The organism is Cupriavidus sp. GW821-FHT07C08, from assembly GCF_059419025.1.
This window is the reverse complement of sequence record NZ_JBWKQZ010000005.1, coordinates 23,504-47,668: the sequence shown is the minus strand read 5'-3', so window position 1 is coordinate 47,668 and position 24,165 is coordinate 23,504. Positions and strand designations below refer to the sequence as shown.

The following is a 24,165-nucleotide window of genomic DNA, read 5'->3' as shown; positions in this document are numbered from 1 at the left end:
GCAGCCGATGACGGCCAGACGCCCGCCTCCCGCCGCTCCTGCCAACGCCGATGCCGAGGCCGACCCGTGGCAACGCCTGCGCCAGTTCACGCGCGCGCGCGTAGCGCTGGGCCGTACCGGCCACAGCCAGACCACCGATGCGGTGCTGGCCTTCGGGCTGGCCCATGCGCAGGCGCGCGATGCGGTGCACCTGCCGCTGGACGTGGGCGCGGTCACCGCGGCGCTGGATGCGGCGGGGGTACAGAACCTAGCCGTGCACAGCGCGGCGCCGGACCGCGCGCACTACCTGCGGCGCCCCGACCTGGGCCGGCGCCTGGACGATGCCAGCCGCGCGCGGCTGGCCGCGGCGCGGCCGGGCGCGGCGCCCGATGTGGTGTTCGTGGTTGCCGACGGCCTGTCCGCGCTGGCCACGCAGACGCACGCGCTGCCGTTGCTCGATGCCACCCGCGCGCGCTTGCCGCCGACATGGCGCATCGGCCCGGTGGTGGTGGCCGAGCAGTCGCGCGTGGCGCTGGGCGACGAGATCGGCGAGCTGCTTGGCGCGCGCCAGGTGGTGATGCTGATCGGCGAACGGCCGGGCCTGAGCTCGCCCGACAGCCTTGGCATCTACCTGACCCATGCGCCGCGCACGGGCCGCACCGATGCCGAGCGCAACTGCATCTCCAACGTGCGCCCCGAAGGCCTGCCGTATGCGCAGGCCGCCGACCGGCTCGCCTTCCTGCTGCGCGGCGCGGCGGCATTGGGCCGCTCGGGCGTGGACCTGAAGGACGACAGCGTGCCGGCGTTGCCTGAAGGCTGAAGCGTCTGCCTTACCCACCCGCCAGCATGCAAAACGGCCGCCGCGCGGGTTCGCAACCCGCGTGGTGGCCGTTCAGTGGCCAATAAAAAGCGCCGCTTACATCATGCGGCGCGAAAACTGCCCGTGCCCAGCGTCCGACATGAGCCGCGAGAACTGTTCGCCGCTCATGTGCACCAGTTCCTGGTGGTCGCCGCCTTCGAAATACACGTCGGGCTGCGCCATCAGGCTGTCGTCCACATAGGTCTGCATGCCGTAGGCCATCGCCACCGGCGGGATCGCGCCGAGGTCGCAATCCTTGAAGATCTCGCGGATCTCGTCCTCATGCGCCAGCACCAGGTTGCGCCCGGTCTGTTCGCAGATGGCGGCCATGTGCAGATGGTGGCTTGAAGGAATCACGGCGGCGACATAGCCGCGGTCATCCTCCAGCAACAGCGTCTTGGCCAGCCGGTCCCCGGGAACATGCGCGGCCTCGGCAGTGGCCATGCTGCTGAGGGTGTAGGGGTGGCGGATGATGTCGTACTGGGTGTTCTTGCTGCTCAGGCAGCTTGCAAGCGTGCTAGCCAGGGCCATGGTAGCTCCTCAGGTGCGGATGCGCCGACGGTTATCCTTGTGCTCCTACTATAGTCCGTGGCGCCGCTGCCGAAGGCGCCGCGCCAAGGGTCTGTTCCCCCATGGGAACAGACCCTAGCGGTGCAGGCGCGGCCAGACTGCCTGCAGCTCGGTCTTCAGGAAGTTCAGCAGGTAGCGCGTGGCCAGCGTCTGGTAGCGGTTGGGCATGGTCAGCATATAGAGCTTGCTGCCGAACACGCTGATACGGTAGTCGCACAGCAGCGGCACCAGTGCGCCGCTGTCCAGTTCGGCGCCGATCGCATAGATCGGGAGAATGCCGATCCCCAGGCCTGCCAGCACCGATTCCTTCAGGAAGGCAAAGTTTTCCGAGGTCAGCGTCGGTTCGAGCACCACCTGCTCGCGGGTTTCGTTCGCGTCACGGCCTTCATCGGCATCCAGCCGCGTGCCCGATGCCTTGAGTTTCTGGCCCACCGGCGACGCGCACACCATCGCATGTCCTTGCAGCCCGGTGAGTGTTTTCGGCGCAGGATGCGCGGCGAGATACCCCGGCGACGCGCACACGATCCAGTCGACTTCGCCAATCTCCGTGGCGACCACCGAATCGGGCGGGGTGGAGATAATGCGCAGCGCCACGTCCACGTCCTCGGACACCAGGTTGTGCACGCGGTTGTCGAACATGACGTCAAGCGTGATGTCGGGATAGCGCTGCTTGAACAGCACCAGCAGCGGCGACAGCAGCGTATGCCCCAGCCCTGTGGGCACCGAAAGCCGCACATGGCCCTGCAGGGTCTTGCCCATATTGCTGATGAGCGCATTGGCGGCCGCCACTTCGCCCAGGATGTTGCGGCCGTGCTCGTACAGGCCGGCGCCGACCGGGGTCGGCTCGACATGGCGCGTGGTCCGGCGCAGCAGCTGCACGCCCAGCTCTTCTTCGAGCGCCTTGAGCCGGTAGCTCACATTGGCGCGCGTCATCTTGAGCTTGCGCGCGGCCGCGCTCAGGTTGCCCGCATCGACGATGTCGACGAACAGGCGCAGGGCGTTCAGGTCCATGGGGTGATCAATGAAAGACGGGGGCGATTGCGGCCCCCGTATATTGCCATGCTCGTGGCGGCGTCCCGCGGCATTGCACCGCGGGGTGCCCATCAATGCTCGTGATGCAGGTATCTGGCCTGGCGCGGCAGGCGCAGGCTGACGAAGAAGGCAATCACCATCATCGCCGTCACGTACCAGTAGAACGCGGTCTCGTGGCCGAGCGTCTTCATGCCCAGCGCCACATATTCGGCGGAGCCGCCGAAGATTGCGTTGGCGATGGCATAGGCCAGGCCCACGCCCAGCGCGCGCACCTCGGGCGGGAACATCTCGGCCTTCACGATGCCGCTGATCGAGGTGTAGAAGCTGACGATGGCCAGCGCCACGGCAATCAGCACAAAGGCAAGCTCAGGGCTGCTGACCGTGCCGAGCGCCGTCAGGATCGGCACCGTGCAGAGCGCACCGAGCGCGCCGAACAGCAGCATGTTGGTGCGCCGGCCGATGCGGTCGGAGAGCGCGCCGAACACCGGCTGCATGCACATGTACAGGAACAGGCATCCCGTCATCACATAGCTGGCGGTCTTGATCGACATGCCGGCGGTGTTGACCAGGTACTTCTGCATATACGTGGTGAAGGTGTAGAAGATCAGCGAGCCGCCCGCGGTATAGCCTAGCACCGTGAAGAAGGCGGCCTTGTGGTGGCGGAACAGCGCGGCCACGCTGCCGGCTTCCTTGCTGCCGCGGGTGGCCGCCGACGAGGTCTCGTGCAGCGTGCGGCGCAGGAACAGCGCCACCACCGCGGTGACCGCGCCGACCACGAACGGGATGCGCCAGCCCCAGGCCTTCAGTTCGGCCTCGTCCAGCAGTTGCTGCAGGATCACCACCACCAGCACCGCCAGCAACTGGCCGCCGATCAGCGTCACATACTGGAACGACGAGAAGAAGCCGCGCCGGCCGCGCAGCGCCACCTCGCTCATATAGGTGGCGGTGGTGCCGTATTCGCCGCCGACCGACAGGCCCTGGATCAGGCGTGCGAGCAGCAGCAGCGCCGGCGCCCAGTTGCCGATGCTGGCATAGGTGGGCAGGCAGGCGATCAGCAGCGAGCCGGCGCACATCATGATCACCGAGATCAGCATCGAGTTCTTGCGGCCGTGGCGGTCGGCGATGGTGCCGAACAGCCAGCCGCCGATGGGCCGCATCAGGAAGCCGGCGGCAAACACGCCGGCGGTGTTCAGCAGCTGCGCGGTGGGATCGGACTTGGGGAAGAACGACGGCGCGAAGTAGATCGCGCAGAAGGCGTAGACGTAGAAGTCGAACCATTCGACCAGGTTGCCCGACGAGGCGGCGACGATGGCGTAGATGCGCTTGCGCACCTCTTCGCGGCTCGGAGCGGCCGTCTGGGCTGGGGTAGCGGTGAGATCGGTCATGTTGTTGTGTTGCAGTCAGGGCGGCGCAGGGCAGCCGCGGGTCAGGTCGCGCTGCGCAGTGCTGGCGGCAGATGCCGCAGACATGGCGGCCGCAGGCCACCGGAACGGTGGGCGGCAAGGGGGAACACGGGGAAGGCCGGGCGGGAGCCCGTCGGTCTGGGGCGTGAACTGGCGCGCACTGCGGCGCATTTGCCATCGAAGCGTAGCCCGATCCGCCGGGGCTGCCCACCCCTTGGATGTGCTGCGGTGCAGCATAGGCCGACCGGTCGACGCAGCCATCAGGGTTTGCGGGCGATTGTCCATGTGACTGGACACTGAATCCGGCTGCGGCCCGTCTGGCGCCCGGCCACAACAGGGTGTTGCGTGCGCTGCGGCTTGCACTGTGCGCGGGTCTGGGCAATGATGCGAGCCGGACCCTCAACTGGCCTACCGCGCCCCCCGTTTGCCATGCACCGCTCGTTGCGTCGATGGCTGTGCCTGCCTTTGCTCTTTGCCGCCGCCAGCGCCCCTGCCCAGGACCTGGTCGAATGCAAGCGGATCGAGCACGAACAACTGATCACAGCCTCGCAGGAAACGCTGCTGTTCCTGCGCTGCCGCGCGCGCCAGGTCGCGTATGAAGCGCCGCGCCTCAAGGGCGTTTCGCAGCGCGTAAAGGACGACCTGGTGTTCGCCTGCCTGGACCAGGCCGACGCCGTCGAGCACCAGCTGCGCGTGCGCCACGGCTACTCGCGCGACGCGCTGGCGCGCCAGCGCTGCGATCTGTCAGGGCCGACGCCGGGGGGCTGATTGCTGGCCCGGCGGGCAACTGCTCAGGCAAAGCCCCCGTTCACGCGCATCACCTGAGCATTGACCCACGCCCCATCCGGCCCGGCCAGGAATGACACCGCCGCGGCAATGTCCTCGGGCGTGCCCAGCCGCTCCAGCGGCGCCACTTTGGACAGCTGCGCCACCTGCGCTTCCGATTTGCCATCGAGGAACAGTTCGGTCGCGACCGGCCCCGGCGCTACCGCATTGACGGTGATGCCGCGCCCGCGCAGTTCGTTGGCCAGGACCCGCACCAGCCCTTCCACGCCTGCCTTGGCGGCGATATACGGACCGTATCCGGGGAAGGAGCGCGCGATCACGCTGGTCGACAGCGCAATGATGCGTCCGCCTTCGCCCAGCCGCGCGGCGGCCTCGCCCAGCACCAGGAAAGCGCCGCGCAGGTTGGTGGCGATGGTCTGCTCGAAGGCGTCCAGGCTGGCCGGCGCAACCGGCGCCATCTGCATGATGCCGGCGCTGTTGACGACCACGTCTAGCCGGCCGAACGCCTGCTGCGCGGCATCGAACAGCCGTGCCACGTCTGGCGCCTGCGCCACATCGCCCTGGATGGCGATGGCATTGACGCCGGACTCGCGCGCCGCCGCCACCGTCTCTTCGGCCCGGGCGGCGTTGCCGGCGTAGCCAATGGCCACGTCGAAGCCGTCGGCGGCCAGCCGCAGCGCGATAGCGCGGCCGATGCCGCGGGAGGCGCCGGTGACGAGCGCGGCGCGGCGGGAGATTGCTGGGGTGGAGGTCATGGCAGTTTCCTTGGGAGCAAAGGGAGGATGACCTCATGATGGATGTTGGCTGTATTTGGATAAATGTGCGGAAATCAATTTGATTAGCCAGAATTTCTCAATAATATCGGGCGTGCCGCATGCGCCGCACCGCATTGCACATCCCGGAAATCCCGCGCTGGCGTTGCAGGCTCCGCCTGCGCCGCCCCCAGGCATGCGTTAAGATTCTTCCTTTCCAGCCGTCTTTGGCGCTGCATCCTGCCGCTGTATCCCGCGTTTCGCCATGAGCAACCTGAACCAGCAATCCATCCTCTCCGTCCATCACTGGACCGACACCCTTTTCAGCTTCACCTGCACGCGCGACCCTGGTTTTCGCTTTGAAAATGGCCAGTTCGCCATGGTCGGGCTGGAAGTGAACGGCCGCCCGCTGCTGCGCGCCTACAGCATCGCCAGCGCCAACTATGAGGAAACGCTGGAATTCTTCAGCATCAAGGTGCCCGATGGCCCGCTGACCTCGCGCCTGCAGCACCTGCGCGAGGGCGACCAGATCTTCGTCGGCAAGAAGCCGACCGGCACGCTGCTGGTGGACAACCTGCAGCCCGGCAAGACGCTGTGGCTGCTGGCCACCGGCACCGGCCTGGCCCCGTTCCTGTCGATCATCCGCGATCCGGAGGTCTACGAACGCTACGACAAGGTCGTGCTGACGCACACCTGCCGCTTCGTGGAAGAACTGGCCTACCGCGAACTGATCCAGGAACACCTGCCACAGCACGAGCACCTGGGCGATCTGGTGCGCGAAAAGCTGGTGTACTTCCCGACCGTGACGCGCGAAGAATTCGACAACCGCGGCCGCATCACCGACCTGATCGCCTCCGGCGAGCTGTTCGAGCGCCTGGGCGTGGAGCCGTTCTCGCTGGAGAACGACCGCATCATGCTGTGCGGCAGCCCTGACATGCTCAAGGACGTCCGCGGCATCCTGGAAGGGCGCGGCTTTGCCGAAGGCAATATGAGCCATCCCGGCCATTTCGTGCTGGAGAAGGCCTTCGTCGGCTGAGGCCGGCCTGCCCCGGCGCGGATCGGTTCCGTGCCGGGGCACATCTCTGCTACACCCCCAGCTACACCTCCCGCGTCATCCCCTTCAGGTCGATCCACTCTGCAAACTGCGCCTCGGTGACATGCCCCGACGCAATCGCCGCCTCGCGCAGCGACAGGTTGCGCTTGACCGCCAGCTTGGCGATCTCCGCGGCCTTGTCGTAGCCGATATGCGGATTGAGCGCGGTCACCGGCATCAGCGAACGCTCCAGCAGTTCGGCGATGCGTTCGCGGTCGGCCTCGACGCCTTCGACCATATGCTCGGCAAAGCTCGACGCGGCACCGGCCAGCAGGCTCACAGACTGCAGCAGGCTGTAGATGATCACCGGCTTGTAGGCGTTCAGCTCCAGCGTGCCCAGCCCGTTGGCCAGCGTCACCGTGGTGTGGTTGCCGATCACGCGGCAGCACACCATCGCCAGCGCCTCGGCCTGGGTCGGGTTGACCTTGCCCGGCATGATCGATGAGCCCGGCTCGTTGGCCGGCAGCACCAGCTCGGCAAAGCCGGCGCGTGGCCCTGAGCCCAGCAGCATGAAGTCGCGCGCAATCTTCAGGAACGACGACGCCGTGGTGCTGAGCGCGCCGGACAGGTCGGCCAGCGCATCGTGCGAGGCTTGCAGCGCATAGCGGTTGGGCGCGGGCTCGAACGGCAGGCCCGTGTAGTCGGCCAGCGCCCGTGCGAAGGCCGCGGCGAAGCCGTGCGGGGCGTTCAGGCCGGTGCCTACCGCGGTGCCGCCCTGCGCCACCGGCATCGCGCGCAGCATGGCCTGCTGCAGGCGCGATTGCGCATCGGCCACTTGCGTCATGTAGCCCGAGAACTCCTGCCCCAGCGTCAGCGGCACGGCATCCTGCAGGTGGGTGCGGCCCACCTTGACGATATCGGCAAAGGCTTCCACCTTGCGCGCGAAGGTCTGCTGCAGCTGCTCCAGTGCCGGCAGCAGTTCCTGCTGGATCGCGCGCGTGGCGGCGATATGCATCGCGGTGGGGAAGCTGTCATTGGAAGACTGGCTGGCGTTGACGTGGTCGTTGGGGTGCACCGGCGTCTTGCTGCCGACCTTGCCGCCCAGCAACTGAATGGCGCGGTTCGCGATGACCTCGTTCAGGTTCATGTTGGTCTGCGTGCCGGACCCGGTCTGCCAGACCGACAGCGGGAACTCATCGGGCCAGCGGCCTTCGATGACTTCGGTCGCGGCCTGTTCGATCGCGTGCGCCAGTTCGGGCTTGAGCACGCCAAGCTCGCCGTTGGCGCGCGCCGCGCACAGCTTCAGGATGGCGAAGGCCTCGATCAGTGCCGGCGGCATCTTCTCGTTGCCGATGCGGAAGTTCTGGCGCGAGCGCTCGGTCTGCGCCCCCCACAGGTGATCGGCGGGCACGGGCACGTCGCCCAGGCTGTCTTTCTCGATGCGGGTGGCGGAGGTGGACGGGGCAGACATGGGCAGACTCCTATGCAAGGCAGCGGACGGTTGGGCCGGGTGGCCTGGTGCAGTCCATTAGAATACCGCTTCACCGCGGCCGGCGCCCAGGCGCCCGCCGCCTTGCCTTGCCCTTAGCGACATCCCTCGGCCGCATGCTCATCGCCCAGCTCAAGTCCTTCTTCATGGTGGCCCGCATTGGCAGCGTCACGCAGGCCGCCAAGCGCCTGGGCCTGTCGCAGCCCACCATCACCGTGCAGATCCGCGCGCTGGAAGAAGCCTACGGGGTCGAGCTGTTCCACCGCGGCGGGCGCCGCCTGGCGCTGTCAGACGCGGGGCTGGCATTGCTGCCGCGCGTCGAGGCGCTGGTGCAGCAGGAAACCGAGATCGATTTCTTCTTGCGCCATTCGGGCGACCTGCGCACCGGCAGCCTGCGCGTGGGCGCGACCGCGCCCTACTATGTGCTGGAGCTGATCCGCGGCTTCAGCGAGCGCTTTCCCGCCATCGATGTCAGCGTGGTGACCGGCAATTCGCAGGACGTGCTGGAAGCACTGCAGGAATACCGTGTCGATATCGCCACCTCGTCGCAGCGGGTGGACGATGCGCGCCTGTCGCGCGTGCTGCTGGGCGTGGATCCGCTGATGCTGGTGGTGCACCGCACCCATGCGCTGGCCGGGCACACCGAAGTGGCCGTCAGTGCGCTGGCGGGCTGCCGCCTGCTGATGCGCGAGCTCGGGTCGACCACGCGCATCGCCACCGAAGACATGCTGGCGCAGGCGCGCGTGAGCCCCGCCGCGCAGATGGAGATCGGCAGCCGGGAGTCGATCCGCGAGGCGGTGATACGCAACCTGGGCGTATCGGTGATTGCCCGGCACGAGGTGCCGAGCCATCCGGACCTGCGCGTGCTGGGCTTCACCGATGCCTCGCCCTGCCTGCACGAGTATCTCTACTGCCTGCGCGAGCGGCGCGGCGCCAGGCTGATCGATGCCTTCGTCGCGCTGGCCGAACCGCCGCAGGGGCAGCAGGAATCGGGCTGGGACCGCTAAGCCGTCATCTTCAGGCACTGCTCCATGCAGGCTGCGCAGGCGCGGGCGCAATCCTGGCAGTGCTCGTTGTCATGGTGCTCGCATTCCTCCTTGCACCACTTGCAGACTTCGGCGCAGTCTTCACACACCAGCGGCGCGAACTCGCTGTTGCGCAGCATGTAGGACGCGGCCAGCTGGGCGATGCCGGCGCAATCCATGTCCAGCGCGATGCAGCGCGCCATCTTGCGCACGTCCTGTTCTTCCAGGCAGGCCGCGGCGCACTTGAGTGCGGCAGCGGCTGCGGCATTGCAGGCGGCAATGCAGTCGGCGTAGCGGGCGGCGTTTTCCTGCACGGTGGGTCGGATCATGGAACGTCCTCCTTCGGGGGTAGGTGGATGGGACCAGCATGCCCACGGTGCCGGAAGCGGCGCATCGGCACGCGCACGGGGCATCGTTATCCACAATAGCAGGCGCTGGCGGTTCCTGTCGGCCCGGTATTTGCTGCGCCGCGCTGGTTACAATGCCATCTGAGCGCAGCAGATCGGCGACCGCGCGCACGCAACGCGGCCGTCACCTGCGACAATGGCCGGGCACCACCAGCCCGCATTGCGCATCTAACAGGCACGGTTCCGCCGCACTGGCGGGGCCGATGCAAACACACACCGGCAGCACGGGGAAGGAAGGCACATCATGGGCGAGGCAAAACGGCGGGGTACCCCCGAGGAGCGTGCGGCACAGGCACGCGCAAAGATCGAGGCCTTGCGCCCCGCCCAGCTGGTCTGCGGGCACTGCAAGACCGCGTTCGCGCAATTCGATGCACTCGACGTGCCGGGCCTGCCCGGCATCGATGCCGTGTTCGGCGGCGAATGCCCCGGCTGCGGCAACGACGTGGTGGTGTTCAAGGGCGCGCCCGATGCGGTGGCCCAGGCCATGATCGCGTGGGAGAAGATGCTGGGCGCCGATGCGCAGCTGGGCTACCAGTCCAGCGATGGCCGCCACGTGCCGTTCGAGCCCGAGGGGGCCGGCGGCGCGGCGTCGGACAAGCCCGGTGGCACCATCCACTGAGCCCTCGGCCGGGGCTGCCTACTGCGCGCTGAGCTCGCCCGCCAGTTCCGGCGGGCCGATCTCATAGCGCCCGCGGCCCGCGCCCTTGACGCGGTATAGCAGCACGTCCGCCAGCCGCATCAGTTCGCGGTCCTGCGCCGGGCCGCCGTTGTAGAGCGCCACGCCGATGCTGACATCCACGTCGGCGGACACGCCCTCGAAGTCGAAGGGCTCGTCCATTGCCTGCAGGATGGCTTGCGCCACGCGGCGTGCCGCGGCGGGCTGGGTCATGTCTTCGAGCACCACCGCGAACTCGTCGCCACCCAGCCGCGCGACGGTGTCGCGCTCGCGTACGCAGCGGCGCACGCGCTGGGCAAAGGTCTGCAGCAGCTGGTCGCCGGCGGCGTGGCCGTGAATATCGTTGACGGCCTTGAAGCGGTCCATGTCCAGGTACAGCAGGGCCATCAGCGTGCCATGCTCGCGGCTGCGCATCATAGCCGCTTGCAGCTGGCCCTCGAATGCGCTGCGGTTCATTAGCTGCGTCAAGTGGTCGGTGCGCGACATGCGCGCCAGGCGCTGCGTTTCCAGCTTGCGCTGCGTGATGTCCTGCACGTGGATATGCACGCCCACCACCTCGCTGCCGTCGGCGCTCCATTCCGGGCGCAGGCTGCTCTCCATGCAGTGGTATTCGGGGTCGCTGTCTTCGGTTTCGAAGGTCACCGCAGTGCCCGCCAGCGCGCGCTGCATGAATGGCTGCACGCGCGCGTAGCGGGCCTCGCCCAGGATCTCGCGCACGTGCCTGCCGCGCAGTTCCTCCGGCTTCAGGCCGAAGACACGCTCGTAGGCCTGGTTGTTGAACACATAGCGCTCATCGGTGCCGATAAAGGCCAGCAGCGACGGCAGCGTGTCGGTCACCGCGCGCAGGCGCCGTTCGCTGCGGTCCAGCGCGTGGCGGCGCTCGCGCACGTCGCGCATCAGCTTGATGAAGGCGCGCGTCACGTCGCCGATCTCGTCGCGCTGCTGCCGTGTCGGCAGCCGCTCGAACGCGGACAGGTCGTTGGCGCTGGCCTGCACCACCTTGTGCAGGCGCGCCAGCGGCGCCAGCTGGCGCCGCACCGCCAGCCAGATCAGCAGGGCCACCGCCGCCATGGCCACCCCGGCCATGCCCAGGAAGCGCTGCTGCATCTGGTGCAGCGGTGCGTAGGCCTCGCGCGCGGGCAGCAGCGCCACCAGTTCCCAGCCGGTGCTCGACATCAGGTAGCGCGCGATCACCGGCCGCGCCGGCGTGAGGAATTCCAGCGGCGCGGCGCTGTCATCCTCGCCGCAGGTATCGGCCACGGCCTGCGCCGGCTGGCGCGCCTGCGCGGGATCGGGATGGCGGATGTAGACCGGCTCGGGGCCGGCCGACACCAGGCAGTAGTAGCCGGTAGTGCCGAGGCGGTTGTGCAGGATCTCGACCAGGAAGTTGGCGCTGGACAGGTCCAGCCAGCCGCCCACCAGGCCGACGAAGGCCTGGTTTGGCGCCAGCACCGGCACCGCCACCATCACCCCCATCTGGCCGTTGGTGCGCGAACGGATGGGCGGCGACACCACGGGCGCGAGCGAGCGGGCGGCCTCGCGGAAATAGCTGCGGTCGCCAATGTCCGCCCCGCTGCCGCGGTTGCTGACGATGTTGCCTTGCATGTCGGCAACCAGCAGCGCGTTGAACGCGGCCGGCACCGGGATCGCTGCAGACAGCGCATCCAGCGCCCGCTCGCGCACCGCGGCGGCTTGCGCGCCGTGCGCCTGCGCCAGCAGGCCGCTGAGTTGCGCAGCCTGGTGCGAGAGCAGCACGATTCGGTCGCTCATGGCGGTGTCGAGCTGGCTGGCGGTCAGCTTGACGACGGAATCCTGCTGGACCTGCAGCACATCGTGCAGGTCGCGGTGGGCATCGTACAGGGCGGTCAGTACAATGCCGGTGCCGAATACCGCGGCCAGCACGGTGGTGATGATCGCAATGCGCGCTTTCAGCGTGGGTGTGTAGACGGGCATGTAGAGCGCAGTTGGGGCGTTAGTGTCCTGTTCCGCAAATGCCTTGCCATGAAATTTTGGCAAGTTAACTACGGAACAGGACACTAGTGACGCGGACTGTCGCGTACTTGGGGGCATCTCCGGTGGAACCCTACCATACCCCGCCGTGGGGGGGCATGCGGTCTTTCCCCCGAACGGGTTCATCCCCGGCGGGGGTGTGCGGGCTGCCTGTGCCACGGTATAGTCCCCCGTTAATGCGAAGGCACGTCCACGCAGACGGCATGCCCCTGCTGCATGCCGGAACAGATCGACCATGAGACTGACTTCGCTTTCCCCTGCCTTGTTGTCATTGCTGGTCGCGGCCGGCGGCGCGCTGTTGACGGCAGGGGCATGGCTGCAGGCGGAGCGGCTCGAGCGCCGCGAGGCGCAGCAGCATTTCGACGCGCTGCTGGGACAGGCCGGCAGCTCGCTGCGCGAGCGCATGCTGGAGAACGAACGCCTGCTGCGCGGCGTGGCCGCCATGCTGACCGCCAACCCCGACACCTCGCGCGCGCAGTGGCGCGACTATCTTTATACCGCCCAGCTCGACGACCTGCCCGCCGGCACCCAGTCGATCGGCTACGCGCCGCTCACGCCGTTGCAGCGGGTGCCGCAGCTGGTGCACGCCGCCCGTGCCGATGGCCTTGCCGACTACGACATTCATCCCGGCGGCACGCGCGACCTGTACGCACCGATCTTCTATATCGAACCGCTGGACGGGCGCAACACGCGCGCCGCCGGCTTTGACATGCTGTCCGAGCCGACGCGCCGGGCGACGTTGGAAGCCGCCCGCGACAGCGGCGAACCGCGGCTCACGCCCGGCCTGGCACAGGTCCGCGAAGCCGAGGCGGCGCAGCGCCAGCACGGCGCGCTGATATTCCTGCCGGTCTACGCCGGCGAGGCGGCGGTCAGCACGGTGGCGCAGCGGCGCCAGGCTGTGCTCGGCTATGTCTACGTGTCGCTGCGCCTGGGCGACCTGATGCGCGCGGTCGGAGCCCCGGCGGCGGCGGAACTGGAGCTGTCGCTGTATGAGGGCTCCCCGGCCGCGCACGGGCCGATGCTGTCCGGCGGGCCGACCGAGGGCGAGCGCCGCGAGGACGGCAGTGCCGCGCTGCTGCAGGGCGAGCGCCAGCTCCAGTATGGCGGCGTCACCTGGACGCTGCGAGGCGCCACGCGCCCCGCCTTCGAAGCCGCGCATGGCCCGCGGCAGGCATACCTGGTGCTGGCCGCGGGCACGCTGGCCACGCTGCTGCTGGCGTGGCTCACCCATGCACTGGCACGCCAGGGCCGCGCCGCGCGCCAGCGCGAAGCGCAGGCCGTCCATGCCTGGGAGGATGACAACGCCATGTTGCAGGCGTGCATGGCGCAGTCGGCCGACGGCTTCCTGCTGGCCGATGCACAGGGCGTGGTGGTACGCGCGAGCGAGCGGGCGGGGCGGCTGTTCGGCGCCGATCCGGCGGCGCTGGCCGGGCGCAGCCTGGACACCCTGGTACCCGGCGCCACCGGCGTAGTCCCCAGCGGCGCTGCGGCCGGGGCCGAGGCCCACCGTGAACTGGCGGGCGTGCGCGCGGACGGCAGCCGCTTCGCGCTGCGCGCCAGCGCCGCGCGCCTGCCTGTGGCCGACGGCGACACCGCGCACTGGCTGTGGGCGGTCACGGACCTGGAGCCGGAACGGCGCGCCCAGCAGGCCGCCGCGGTGCAGGCCGCGCGCTATGCCGGGCTGCTCGACCATGCCGCCTTCTGCGTGATCACCTTCGATGAGGACGGGCTGATCACCGGCATCAATGCGGCTGGCCAGCGCATGCTCTGGTACAACGCCGCGGAGCTGGTCGGGCACATGCACATGACCGGCCTGCATATTGCCGACGAACTGGCCGACCATGCCCGCATGCTCAGTGGCGAACTGGGCGAGCCGGTGCCACCGGGGCTGCCCGCCCTGGTGGCCAAGGCACGGCTTGGCCTGACTGACGAGCGCGAATGGACCTGGGTGCGCAAGGGCGGCTCGCGCATGCCGGTGCAACTGGCGGTGTTCGCCTTGCCGGCGCCCATCGAGGCAGCGGCCGCCGACGCAGCGCCAGCCGGTCCAGCCGATGGTGCCGATGGTGCCGATGTGCACCGGCCCGCGCCATCGCCTGGCTACCAGGCCATCGGCTACGACCTGACCGAGCGCCTGCGCGTCGACGAGTACATCCGACACCTGGCGCTGCACGACCCGCTGACCGGCCTGCCCAACCGCGCCGAGCTGAGCGAGCGCGCGCAGGCGCTGCTGCTGCACGCGCGCAGCCACGGCGAGCGCGTGGCCCTGCTGCTGCTCGACCTGGACCATTTCAAGCACATCAACGACTCGCTCGGCCACCCGGTTGGCGACGACGTGCTGCGCACCATGGCCGACCGCCTCAAGGGCACGGTACGACAGGGCGACCTGGTGGCGCGCATGGGCGGCGATGAATTCGGCGTGGTGCTGGGCGGCCTGCGCCACGACACCGAAGCCGAGCTGATTGCCGCCAAGATCCAGGTGCGCGTCAATGAAGAACTGCAGGCCGGCGGCCAGCGCCTGCGCGTGACGCCGTCGATCGGCATGGCGATCTTCCCGGACGATGGCGATAGCCTGACCGAGCTGCTCAAGGCTGCCGATTCGGCCGTCTACGCCGCCAAGCACGACGGGCGCGCGCAGTTGCGCCGCTTTGCCAGCGCCATGGCCGAGGCCTCGCTGGCGCGCTTCACCATCGAAGGGCTGCTGCGGCGCGCGCTCGCCCGCGATGAGTTCCGGCTGCGCTACCAGCCGATCGTGGATGCCGCGACGCTGGCCATCACCGGCGTCGAGGCGCTGATTACCTGGAACACCCCGGAACGCGGCGCCATGCAGCCGGCCGAGTTCATCCCCATCGCCGAGCAGAGCGGCCTGGTGGCGCCGCTGGGCGAATGGACCCTGGCCACCGCCTGCCGCGAAATCCAGGCGCTGCGCCAGGCGCTGGGCAGCGAGATCGAGGTCGCGGTCAATATCTCGCCGCTGCAGCTGCGCCAGGCCAACTTCCCCGATACCGTGGCGCACTGCCTGCAGCAGGCCGGCCTGCCGCCGCAGGGGCTGGTGATCGAGGTCACTGAAGGCATCCTGGTCGACGGCGGCGACACCACCATCGAGACCTTCCGCCGGCTGCGCGAACTGGGCGTGGGGCTGTCGATCGACGACTTCGGCACCGGCTATTCCGGGCTCAATTACCTGACCCGGCTGCCAATCAGCCGGCTCAAGATCGACAAATCCTTTGTCGACGACGTGGCCACGCCCGGCCACGACCAGGCGGTGGCCGCGGCGATCATCGCGCTGGGCCACCAGCTGCACCTCAAGGTGATTGCCGAAGGGGTGGAGACGGCGGCCCAGTTCGAGTTCCTGAGGGCGCAGGGGTGCGACGGGCTGCAGGGATTCCTGTTCAGCCAGGCGGTACCGCACGAGGTGCTGCGGGAGACCCTGGAAAAGGGGATTCGAGCGCCGACCCCCACGTCTGCGGGCGCCACTGCGCTGCGCGAGTCATAGTCGCCCAGGGGCACCATTCCTAACTTGCCGGCGGGCCCCCCGTGCCGCTGCCCCATCTCAAATCCCCCGATACCTCCATCGAAATACTTTGCCGATCTGCCACACGGCTGGCATCTGCGCTGCCTATGCTGGCGACCGATTCAATTGAGATTGCGGAGATTCGGTCATGCAGGCAGGCAAGTCCGGGGAGGGCCGGGCGTTCCTGGCGGTGGAGCAGGTCAGCAAGCGCTTTGGCAGCTTCGTGGCGCTGGACGGCGTGTCGCTGTCGGTCGGGCAGGGCGAGCTGCTGTGCCTGCTGGGCCCGTCCGGCTGCGGCAAGACCACGCTGCTGCGCATCATCGCGGGACTTGAGCGCGAGGACGCAGGACGCATCCATGCCGGCGCGCGTGAGCTGACCGGGTTGCCGCCGCAGGCACGCGACTACGGCATCCTGTTCCAGTCCTACGCGCTGTTTCCCAACCTGACCGTGGCGCAGAACGTGGCCTATGGCCTGCACGGGCGCGGCATGGGACGCACGCACCGCGACGCGCGCGTGGCCGAGATGCTCGGCCTGGTCGGCCTGGCCGGCAGCGAGCGCAAGTTCCCGGGCCAGCTCTCCGGTGGTCAGCAGCAGCGCGTGGCGATGGCCCGTGCGCTGGCGCCGGCGCCTTCGCTGCTGTTGCTCGATGAACCGATGTCGGCGCTCGACGCGCGCGTGCGCGAACACCTGCGGCTGGAGCTGCGCCAGCTGCAGCGGCGCCTGAACATCACCACCGTGATGGTCACCCACGACCAGGAAGAGGCCATGACCATGGCCGACCGCATTGCCGTGATGGACGGCGGTCGCATCGTGCAGGCCGGCACCCCCGCCGAGATCTATGAGCAGCCGGCATCGGCCTTTGTCGCCGGTTTTGTCGGGCAGGCCAACTGGCTGCCGGGGCGCAGCGCGCAGGCGGGGCGCTTCACCGTTGGCGAGGGCGGCCAGGCCGTCGATTTCCTGGTTGACTCGCCGCAGCCTGCGGCATCCGCCGGCCGGCTGTGCTGCCGCCCGGAAGCGGTGCGGCTGGACCCGGATCACGCCGAGCCCAACCGGCTGCTGGCGCGCGTGGTCGACCAGACCTACCTTGGCAACCGCTACCGGCTGGCGCTGGAAGCGGACCGCCTGCCGGGGCTGACCCTGTTTGCCGACGTGGCGCGCGAGGCGCGGCACCGGCTGCCCGACGCGGGCGGCCACAAGTTCTGGATTGCGCTGCCCGCGCAGGCGTTGCGGGTGTTTGCATGATGCGCGCGGTTGCTGTCGTCCTGCCCGCGGATACGCAGGCAGCATCGCTGCGCGGCACCGGCCTGGCCTCCCGGCTGGCGCACGGTGCCCCGGCCGCGATGAAGTGGATCTGGCTGGCCGGGCTGGCCGTCGGCTTGCTGCTGCCGTTGCTGGCGCTGTTCCGTCAGGCATGGTTCGATGCGGCGGGCCAATGGGCGCTGGGCGCGCGCATGGCGGCGCTGGTGACCAGCCCCAACTTCCTGCCGATGCTCGGCCGCAGCGTGGCGGTGTCGCTGGCGGTGGTGGCGCTGGTGGTGCCGCTGGCATTTGGCTTTGCCTATGCGCTGCAGCGTTCCTGCATCGCGCTGCGGCCGCTGTGGCGCGGCATTGCGCTGCTGCCGCTGTTTGCGCCGTCGCTGCTGCCGGCGATCGCGCTGGTCTACCTGTTCGGCAATCAGGGCATCTTTCGCGGCGCCTTCGGGCAGGGCGGCATCTATGGCTTCTGGGGCATCGTGCTGGGCGAGGCCTTCTACACCTTCCCGCATGCGCTGATGGTGCTGGTGGCGACGCTGTCGCTGGCCGATGCGCGCCTCTATGAAGCGGCGCGCGTGATGGGCGCCAGCCCTTGGCGCACCTTCTGCACGGTCACGCTGCCGGGCGCGCGCCAGGGCCTGTTCGCCGCCGCCTGCCTGGTATTGACGCTGGTGATCACGGACTTTGGCGTACCCAAGGTGGTGGGCGGCGGTTATCCGGTGCTGGCGCTGGAAGCGTACAAGGCAGTGGTTGGCCAGCAGCAGTTTGACCGTGGCGCGCTGATCGGCATGCTGCTGCTGGCGCCGGCGCTGCTGACCTTTGCCGTGGACATGGCAATCCAGCAGCGCCAGCGCACACAGATGGGCAGCCGCGCGCAGGTGTATGTGCCGGCGCCCGAGCGCGGCCGCGACGGCGCGTGCCTGCTGCTGGTGGCGCTGGTCAGTGCCGCGCTGCTGGCAGTGATCGCCACCGCGGTGGGTGCGTCGCTGGTCAAGCTGTGGCCGTACAACCTGGGCCTGACGCTGGCGCATTACGACTTCGACAACATGGACGGCGGCGGCTGGCTGGCCTACCGCAACAGCCTGAAGCTGTCGGCGCTGACCGCGCTGGCGGGCACGGCGGCAATCTTCCTGGGCGCCTGGCTGACGCTGCGCACGCGCGGCCCGGCCTGGCTGCACGGCGTGCTGCGCGCGGGCTTCCTGTTGCCGATGGCGGTGCCGGGGCTGGTGCTGGGCCTGGGCTATGTGTTCTTCTTCAACGCGCCCGGCAATCCGCTGCACGCGCTGTACGGCACCATGGCGCTGCTGGTGCTGTGCAACGTGGCGCACTGCTACACCACCGGCCACCTGACCGCGGCCGCGGCGCTGCGCCAGCTAGATAACGAGTTCGAGGCCGCGGCGCTGTCGCTCGGGGTGGCGCCGCTGGTGACATGCTGGCGCGTGACCGTGCCGGTGTGCCTGCCGGCACTGCTCGATATCTTCCGCTACCTCTTCGTGTCGTCGATGACCACGGTCTCGGCGGTGATCTTCCTGTACAGCCCCGACACCGTGCTGGCCGCGATCTCGGTGCTGAACATGGACGATGCCGGCGACACCGCGCCCGCTGCCGCGATGTCGACGCTGATCCTGCTGACCTCGGTGCTGGCGGCCTTGCTGCTGCACGCGGTCTCGGCCGGCTGGCTGCGCCGCGCGCAACGCTGGCGCGCCGGCTGACCTTTGCCCGATTCGCCGTACCCCTGCATTCCGGAACACTGACCGAACCCAAGGAGAAACCATGTCCCGCATCACCAACCTTGTCGCGGCGCTTGCCGCCGCGGCCGCCCTGCCGATGCTGGCCGGCAACGCCAGCGCCGCCACCGTGCTGACGGTCTATACCGCGCTCGAAGCCGACCAGATCGCCGCCTACAAGGCCGCGTTCGAGGAGGTGCATCCCGATATCGAAATCAAGTGGGTGCGCGACTCCACCGGCATCGTCACCGCCAAGCTGCTCGCGGAAAAGGCCGCGCCGCGCGCCGACGCGGTGTGGGGCCTGGCCGGTTCCAGCCTGGCCATCCTGGACAAGGAAGGCATGCTCGACCCGTATGCGCCGAAGAACCTGGCCGCAATCGATGCCAAGTACCGCAGCCCGGCCAACCCGCCGGCATGGGTCGGCATGGACGTGTGGGGCGCGGCGATCTGCTTCAACACCGTGGAGGCGCAGAAGCAGGGCCTGCCCAAGCCGACCTCGTGGGCCGACCTGACCAAGCCGATCTACGCGGGCAAGGTGGTGATGCCGCACCCGGCCTCGTCGGGCACGGGCTTCCTCGATGTCAGCGCCTGGCTGCAGATGATGGGCGAGCAGAAGGGCTGGCAGTACATGGATGCCCTGCACAAGAACATCGGCCTGTACACGCACTCGGGCTCCAAGCCGTGCAAGATGGCCGCGCAGGGCGAGTTCCCGATCGGCATTGCGTTTGAGTACCGTGCCATGAAGTCGAAGAAGGAAGGCGCGCCGATCGATATCGTGCTGCCGAGCGAAGGCCTGGGCTGGGACATCGAGGCCACCGCCATCGTCAAGGGCAGCAAGAACCTGGACGCCGCGCGCAAGCTGGCGGACTTCTCGGCCTCGCGCGAAGCGATGGCGCTGTATGAGAAAAACTTTGCCGTGCTGGCCGTGCCCGGCATTGCCAGGCCCGACGCGCTGCTGCCCGCCGACTACGAGAAGCGCCTGATCAAGAACGACTTCCGCTGGGCGAGCGACAACCGCGACCGCATCCTGGCTGAATGGAGCAAGCGCTACGAAGGGAAGGCGGAGAAGAAGTAAGGCATAAGGCGCGCCTGGCGGCGAGGGGGCGGCCCGCAGAAACGGGTACGCTCCCCGCGCCGAGGCGGCCGCCCTGGCCGGATCAGGCCAGACGCGGCACTTCGTCGGTGGCCGGCTGGCCGGCGTGCAGGCGGCGGTAGAGATCGTCGATGCGCTTGCGGCTGGCCTGCAGTTCTTCGCGGCCGCGCTCGGTCAGCAGGTAGACCCGGCCGATGCCGTCGCGCAGCACGCTTTCCAGATAGCCTTCCATTTGCAGGGCGCGCAGCAACGGGCGCACTGAGCCGATATCGACCTGGAAGCCGTATTCCAGCAACATGTCGGCAAGCATCGCCACCGTAGCCGGGACTTCGAGCGCAAATTGCAGGACGTAGACGCGGGCCAGCAGGCCCAGGAACTGTCGTTTCATGTGGACTGGCAACGCGGCAGGCGCCGCGCCGGTTGACGCAGGCGCCGTCCGGAGCTCGGGGTTTGCGGGCGTTGTGACGCCGGCGGCGCGGCAGCCTGTCATCCTGTCGGACTGGCAGTGCGCGATGCGCCGGGAAAGGCGCATTTTACCCGTTCGGACAAAAAAAGAAGCCGCCAGGAGCCCTGGCGGCTTGTCGGGAATGCGTCGGAGGGGTCAATTAACTCTGGCGCAGACCAGAGTTTAATTTAATCGAAGGCGGCTTGTCACGCGTCGGTAACAGCGCCCCCTCCAGCGTGGGGTGATGATGAAAGGCTCTGGTAAGAAAAGTGACGAGTTTTCGCGACATTGTGCCGAGAACGGCGCTCAAACATGTCGTAGATCAGTCAACATCACTTAAATTCCTAGGCGGAAAGCGGGTCGCCATCGTGGCGACGGCGGGCACAGGTCCGAATCCGGCTTGCGGTATGCACTGCACAGGCGTCCAATCGCGGCAACCCCTCAACCTGCGCCGGCTTGCACGGCGCCTCCCGGTTCCCCCGATGAAACCCGCCGATCTCGCCCGCTTGCTTGCCCTGGCCGCCATCTGGGGCGCCAGTTTCCTGTTTATCCGCATCGGCGTGCCAGTGCTGGGACCGATGCCGACCGCCTTCGCCCGGGTGCTGATCGGCGCGCTCACGCTGGCGGCATGCCTGCCGCTGCTGAACCTGCGCTGGGATATGCAGGGCAAATGGCCGGCGGTGCTGGCGTTGGGCGTGGTCAATTCCGGCATCCCGTTTGTCATGTACGCCATCGCCGCGCTGTGGCTGCCGGCCGGTTATTCGGCCGTGTTCAATGCCATGACCCCGCTGATGGGCGTGCTGATCGGCGCGCTGGCGTTTTCCGAACGGCTCACGCGCGCCAAGGCCGCGGGCGTGCTGCTGGGCGTGGCGGGCGTCGCGGTGCTGACCCGCACCGGACCGGTGGCGTTCTCGGCCGACGTGCTGCTGGGCGCGCTGGCCTGCCTGCTGGCCACCGCCTGCTACGGCCTGTCCGGCTTTCTCGCGCGGCGCTGGATCACGCAGCGCGGCGGGCTGGACAGCCGGCTGGTCGCCGCCGGCAGCATGGTCGGCGCCACCGTGTTCCTGCTGCCCTTCTGCCTCGCCGCGCTGTGGCGCCACAACACGCTGCCCGCTGCCGGCGCCGGCGTGTGGGCGGCCATGCTGGGGCTGGGCGTGCTGTGCACGGCGCTGGCCTACATCCTGTACTACCGCCTGATCGCCGACCTGGGCCCGGTGCGCTCGCTGAGCGTCACCTTCCTGATCCCGCCGTTCGGCATCGTCTGGGGCGCGCTGTTCCTGGGCGAGGCACTGTCGTGGGCGCACGCGGCGGGTGGTGCGCTGATCGGGGTGGCGGTGTGGCTGGTGTTGCGGCCGGTGGCGGGGGTCGAGCAGGGCGCCAGTGCGGCAGGTGGTGTTGCGGTCAAACGTTGAAACTGCGGGTTCAGGCCTGTGCCGCCGTGCCCGCTGCCACGTTGTACTGCTCGCGCACCATCATCACCACACGGCGTGCCTGGCGCAGGTGGCGCACGGCGTCGGCTTCGCTGCGTTCGGGGAAGTCGACTTCGGCGCTCCAGTTGCAGCCGGTGTGGTCGGGCCGGTGCACGCAGACCGCGCGCAGCTGGCAGTCGTGGCAGCCGGGCTCCTGCCGCAGGCACAGGTTGATCAGGCGTTTGAGTTCGGACAGGGGCTTGTTCAGGCGCTCCATGGATGGCTCCGTCAGGTGCGCGGCGAGCTTACGCCCGGGCGGGCAGCTCCGGCGTGGGCTCGGCCTCATTGGCGCCGGCCCGGCATTGCGGGCAGACGCCGTACAGCACCAGCATGTGCTCGCGCAAAACAAAGGCGTTGTCGGCGGCTACCTGGCGCTGGCGCTGCTCGATGCTTTCGTCGCGGAATTCCTCCACGCGGCCGCAGGCAACGCAGATCAGGTGGTCATGATGGCCGCCTTCGTTGAGTTCGAACACGGCGTGGTCGGACTCGAAGCTGTGCCGCAGCAGGATGTCGGCCTGCACCAGCTGGTTGAGCACGCGATATACCGTGGATAGTCCCACGTCCTCGTCCTGCGTCAGCAGGATGCGGTAGACGTCTTCGGCGCTCAGGTGGCGCCGGGCGCTGGTGCGGAACACTTCAAGGATCCGCATGCGCGGCGAGGTGGCCTTCAGGCCGGCGCGCTTGAGATGGATCGGGTTTGTGCTCTCGAATGACATGGCGGAAGGCATTGGCATGCGGCTGGCGCCCCGCGCGCAGGGCGGCGCCCGGCCTAGCGCCGCGCACGGGCGGCGTCGATGGCTTGGCGGGATTTCAGGCTGAAGCGCCAGGGCCGGACCAGCGCTGGCGCTGCCGTCCCTGGCGGCGCGCCGTGCCTGCACGACGCGCGGAATAAAAAGGTGGCCTGGCTTGTCACCGGAAGACGCGATCGGGAAAGCGGGGTCTGGTTGCTTTCCCGATCTTCCGAAGACTGGCTACTGCCAAACGCTCCGCGTGACGGAGCGGTCCCCACAAAAGTCGGTGTCGAATGCCGCAGCGGCGGCATCCGGAAATCCTGTTCCCGCCAGCTTCGGTTGCTGCCGCGTGCCGCGGCGAGCCGGACCTGGCCGGTCTGCCTGTATCGGGCGGTGCGCCGTGCGTCAGGCAGTGATCGAATGGTAAATGAGAATCGATCTCATTACAAGAGAAATTTTTACGGGCCGCCATTTTTGTCTTGGATGTCTCGGCCTCGAAGGTGTACAGCGGCCCATTGATGCCGGCTTTTCGGGAAGTGCTGCCGAACGTCACGCCGATTGAACGCCGCAACATGAACCTTTGGGAAGACGATGTGGTGCGCGACGCGATTACGGCTACCGGAAAGCGTACGCTGGCCATTCAGCGTATGAGGGCGTGATTCTCGTCGCCTGCCGGTTCAGTAAGGCCGCAGGCGGCTTCCAGGAACACTGTCCGTGAAATGTGTCTGCAAGCGGAATCCGCAGTGCAGCGCCACGTCGCCTTCAGTACGCAAACTGCAGGAACGCTACCGCGATCAGGACCAGGTTGATGGCGGCCAGCGCGAGCCAGCCGCACATCAGCCGCAGGCTTTCGTTCTCATCCATCACGTCCTCCGTAAGGGTTCCGGGCCGCGCTGCAGCGATCCCATTGAGATTGGAGGTGCATGTCGGAGCCTCCCCAGGTTCGCACTGTCATTGTTGGGAATCGTAGGAGGCAGGGTGGGGTGGCAACAATCGTTGCGTGGTCGTAGCCCCGTCAGACCATGGTATGAGTGCGGCAGCCTGCGGCTGGCCGGCCGGGTACCTCGCGCGGGTGTGACGCTGTGTTGCCCTCACGCCGGCCTGGACATGGGTTCATTGCATGAGCCGTAGATGCGATAACGAATCGCGCGTGCCAGACTGAGCGGATTGAGCGGCCGGTGCTTACCGGGCGCTTGCGCGCAATGCGCGTATCGCCGCCGGTGCGCCATGCAGGAACATGTCCACCTTCTGGCGGATAGCGGCTTCCATGTCGGTCGGCACCTTGAGTCCGTAGACCCATTTGCGCATGCCAATATAGAAAATGGCCGCGTGCAGGCTCCAGATCATCTCGATCTCGGCCTCGGTCTCCGCCGCATTGCGCGGTGCTTCAATGCCGAATGCGTCCCGGACCTCGGCCAACACCGGCAGGAAGACCTTGCTGCGCAGCTTGCTGAGGTACTTGTTGTTGATGCCTTCGTGGGTCAGGCCGGCAAAGATGAACAGCCGGATCCATTCTTCGCGGAGGATCACCGATGAGTAGTCGAGGTAGAAGGCATAGAGCCGCTCCGTCAGTGGCATCGAGCGGTCGGTGATCTGCCGGTCCCAGTCAGGGCGCCATTGGAAGACCTCGTTGTACACGCGCTCGATGAGTGCTTCCTTGCTCTCAAAATAGCGATAGAGCAGGGGTTGCGTGACACCGATCTGCCGGGCCAGCTCCCGGGTACTGCCGCCAAAGCCATTCCGGGTGAAATGTTCGATCGCCTTGTCGACGATCTGCTGCTCGCGTTCTTCGGGTAGCAGCCGTCTGGTGCCTTTGACGGCGGCGTCCTCTTTGGCCGGTGCGGTGCCTGACTCCATGACGTTCTCTCTCGCGGTTGCGATGCGGATATGAGTGGGATGCGCGAGGCGGCGCT

General features: G+C 68.1%; 22 protein-coding genes. 11 read left to right on the top strand and 11 right to left on the bottom strand.

The window, feature by feature from the left end; genetic code table 11:
* Positions 1-7: 7 nt before the first annotated feature.
* A complete protein-coding gene (gene eutC, locus AC07UK_RS08540) occupies positions 8-799 on the top strand; it encodes an ethanolamine ammonia-lyase subunit EutC (RefSeq protein WP_479945602.1) in 792 nt (263 codons plus the stop codon).
* Between the two features lie 96 nt (positions 800-895).
* Here eutC and AC07UK_RS08535 read toward each other — a convergent pair whose 3' ends face one another.
* The 3 genes from AC07UK_RS08535 to AC07UK_RS08525 all read right to left on the bottom strand — a co-directional run bounded on the left by AC07UK_RS08535 (position 896) and on the right by AC07UK_RS08525 (position 3,825).
* The gene (locus AC07UK_RS08535; protein WP_013951805.1) at positions 896-1,369 is read right to left on the bottom strand and encodes an aminoacyl-tRNA deacylase; all 474 of its coding nucleotides are present in this window, start codon (positions 1,367-1,369) and stop codon (positions 896-898) included.
* Positions 1,370-1,483: 114 nt separating this feature from the next.
* Positions 1,484-2,419: a LysR family transcriptional regulator gene (locus AC07UK_RS08530; protein ID WP_436224459.1), complete on the bottom strand. Its 936-nt coding sequence runs from the start codon at positions 2,417-2,419 to the stop codon at positions 1,484-1,486.
* Between the two features lie 92 nt (positions 2,420-2,511).
* Positions 2,512-3,825 (bottom strand): MFS family transporter, encoded by a 1,314-nt coding sequence (locus tag AC07UK_RS08525; protein ID WP_494685832.1) that lies wholly within the window; start codon positions 3,823-3,825, stop codon positions 2,512-2,514.
* A 447-nt stretch (positions 3,826-4,272) separates the two neighbouring features.
* Here AC07UK_RS08525 and AC07UK_RS08520 point away from each other — a divergent pair, with 447 nt between their 5' ends.
* Entirely contained in the window at positions 4,273-4,611 is a 339-nt protein-coding gene (locus tag AC07UK_RS08520) for a hypothetical protein (RefSeq protein WP_436224458.1), read from the top strand.
* 23 nt (positions 4,612-4,634) lie between these two features.
* On the opposite strand, the gene AC07UK_RS08515 is transcribed toward AC07UK_RS08520, so the two are convergent.
* Positions 4,635-5,384, bottom strand: a complete 750-nt coding sequence (locus AC07UK_RS08515) for an SDR family oxidoreductase (protein ID WP_436224457.1) — start codon at positions 5,382-5,384, stop codon at positions 4,635-4,637.
* A 262-nt stretch (positions 5,385-5,646) separates the two neighbouring features.
* On the opposite strand from AC07UK_RS08515, the gene AC07UK_RS08510 reads away from it, so the two are divergent.
* The gene (locus AC07UK_RS08510; protein ID WP_436224456.1) at positions 5,647-6,417 is read left to right on the top strand and encodes a ferredoxin--NADP reductase; all 771 of its coding nucleotides are present in this window, start codon (positions 5,647-5,649) and stop codon (positions 6,415-6,417) included.
* Between the two features lie 61 nt (positions 6,418-6,478).
* Here AC07UK_RS08510 and fumC read toward each other — a convergent pair whose 3' ends face one another.
* Positions 6,479-7,885 carry a class II fumarate hydratase gene (fumC, locus tag AC07UK_RS08505; RefSeq protein ID WP_013951812.1) on the bottom strand — a complete coding sequence of 469 codons (1,407 nt, stop codon included), beginning with the start codon at positions 7,883-7,885 and terminating at the stop codon, positions 6,479-6,481.
* Positions 7,886-8,019: 134 nt separating this feature from the next.
* Here fumC and AC07UK_RS08500 point away from each other — a divergent pair, with 134 nt between their 5' ends.
* Entirely contained in the window at positions 8,020-8,910 is an 891-nt protein-coding gene (locus tag AC07UK_RS08500) for a LysR family transcriptional regulator (RefSeq protein WP_494685831.1), read from the top strand.
* On the opposite strand, the gene AC07UK_RS08495 is transcribed toward AC07UK_RS08500, so the two are convergent.
* Positions 8,907-9,257, bottom strand: a complete 351-nt coding sequence (locus tag AC07UK_RS08495) for a four-helix bundle copper-binding protein (protein WP_013951814.1) — start codon at positions 9,255-9,257, stop codon at positions 8,907-8,909. The genes AC07UK_RS08500 and AC07UK_RS08495 overlap by 4 nt on opposite strands.
* 322 nt (positions 9,258-9,579) lie before the next feature.
* Between AC07UK_RS08495 and AC07UK_RS08490 the strand changes: the two genes are divergently transcribed.
* Entirely contained in the window at positions 9,580-9,954 is a 375-nt protein-coding gene (locus AC07UK_RS08490; protein ID WP_010814047.1) for a hypothetical protein, read from the top strand.
* Positions 9,955-9,972: 18 nt separating this feature from the next.
* On the opposite strand, the gene AC07UK_RS08485 is transcribed toward AC07UK_RS08490, so the two are convergent.
* Positions 9,973-11,964 (bottom strand): sensor domain-containing diguanylate cyclase, encoded by a 1,992-nt coding sequence (locus AC07UK_RS08485; protein ID WP_494685830.1) that lies wholly within the window; start codon positions 11,962-11,964, stop codon positions 9,973-9,975.
* 292 nt (positions 11,965-12,256) lie between these two features.
* On the opposite strand from AC07UK_RS08485, the gene AC07UK_RS08480 reads away from it, so the two are divergent.
* The 4 genes from AC07UK_RS08480 to AC07UK_RS08465 all read left to right on the top strand — a co-directional run bounded on the left by AC07UK_RS08480 (position 12,257) and on the right by AC07UK_RS08465 (position 19,589).
* Positions 12,257-15,514, top strand: coding sequence for a bifunctional diguanylate cyclase/phosphodiesterase (locus AC07UK_RS08480; protein ID WP_494685829.1), 3,258 nt, complete (start codon positions 12,257-12,259; stop codon positions 15,512-15,514).
* A 166-nt stretch (positions 15,515-15,680) separates the two neighbouring features.
* The gene (locus AC07UK_RS08475; protein ID WP_436224452.1) at positions 15,681-16,775 is read left to right on the top strand and encodes a putative 2-aminoethylphosphonate ABC transporter ATP-binding protein; all 1,095 of its coding nucleotides are present in this window, start codon (positions 15,681-15,683) and stop codon (positions 16,773-16,775) included.
* Positions 16,772-18,499, top strand: a complete 1,728-nt coding sequence (locus AC07UK_RS08470) for a putative 2-aminoethylphosphonate ABC transporter permease subunit (protein ID WP_494685828.1) — start codon at positions 16,772-16,774, stop codon at positions 18,497-18,499. Before AC07UK_RS08475 ends, AC07UK_RS08470 begins: the two co-directional genes overlap by 4 nt.
* 61 nt (positions 18,500-18,560) lie before the next feature.
* Positions 18,561-19,589, top strand: coding sequence for a putative 2-aminoethylphosphonate ABC transporter substrate-binding protein (locus AC07UK_RS08465; RefSeq protein WP_494685827.1), 1,029 nt, complete (start codon positions 18,561-18,563; stop codon positions 19,587-19,589).
* 82 nt (positions 19,590-19,671) lie between these two features.
* Here the strand turns inward: AC07UK_RS08465 and AC07UK_RS08460 are convergent, their stop codons facing one another.
* Positions 19,672-19,995 (bottom strand): PadR family transcriptional regulator, encoded by a 324-nt coding sequence (locus tag AC07UK_RS08460; protein WP_041228506.1) that lies wholly within the window; start codon positions 19,993-19,995, stop codon positions 19,672-19,674.
* A 539-nt stretch (positions 19,996-20,534) separates the two neighbouring features.
* Between AC07UK_RS08460 and AC07UK_RS08455 the strand changes: the two genes are divergently transcribed.
* Positions 20,535-21,464 carry a DMT family transporter gene (locus AC07UK_RS08455; RefSeq protein ID WP_494685826.1) on the top strand — a complete coding sequence of 310 codons (930 nt, stop codon included), beginning with the start codon at positions 20,535-20,537 and terminating at the stop codon, positions 21,462-21,464.
* A 10-nt stretch (positions 21,465-21,474) separates the two neighbouring features.
* Here AC07UK_RS08455 and AC07UK_RS08450 read toward each other — a convergent pair whose 3' ends face one another.
* Together AC07UK_RS08450 and fur are read right to left on the bottom strand one after the other, a co-directional pair.
* Complete coding sequence (locus AC07UK_RS08450; RefSeq protein ID WP_010814037.1) at positions 21,475-21,738, bottom strand: hypothetical protein; 264 nt, start codon at positions 21,736-21,738, stop codon at positions 21,475-21,477.
* A gap of 28 nt (positions 21,739-21,766) precedes the next feature.
* Positions 21,767-22,255 (bottom strand): ferric iron uptake transcriptional regulator, encoded by a 489-nt coding sequence (gene fur, locus AC07UK_RS08445; protein WP_494685825.1) that lies wholly within the window; start codon positions 22,253-22,255, stop codon positions 21,767-21,769.
* A 424-nt stretch (positions 22,256-22,679) separates the two neighbouring features.
* On the opposite strand from fur, the gene AC07UK_RS08440 reads away from it, so the two are divergent.
* Positions 22,680-22,814 (top strand): hypothetical protein, encoded by a 135-nt coding sequence (locus tag AC07UK_RS08440; RefSeq protein WP_494685824.1) that lies wholly within the window; start codon positions 22,680-22,682, stop codon positions 22,812-22,814.
* A gap of 620 nt (positions 22,815-23,434) precedes the next feature.
* Here AC07UK_RS08440 and AC07UK_RS08435 read toward each other — a convergent pair.
* Entirely contained in the window at positions 23,435-24,109 is a 675-nt protein-coding gene (locus tag AC07UK_RS08435) for a TetR/AcrR family transcriptional regulator (RefSeq protein ID WP_436225346.1), read from the bottom strand.
* Positions 24,110-24,165 lie beyond the last annotated feature (56 nt).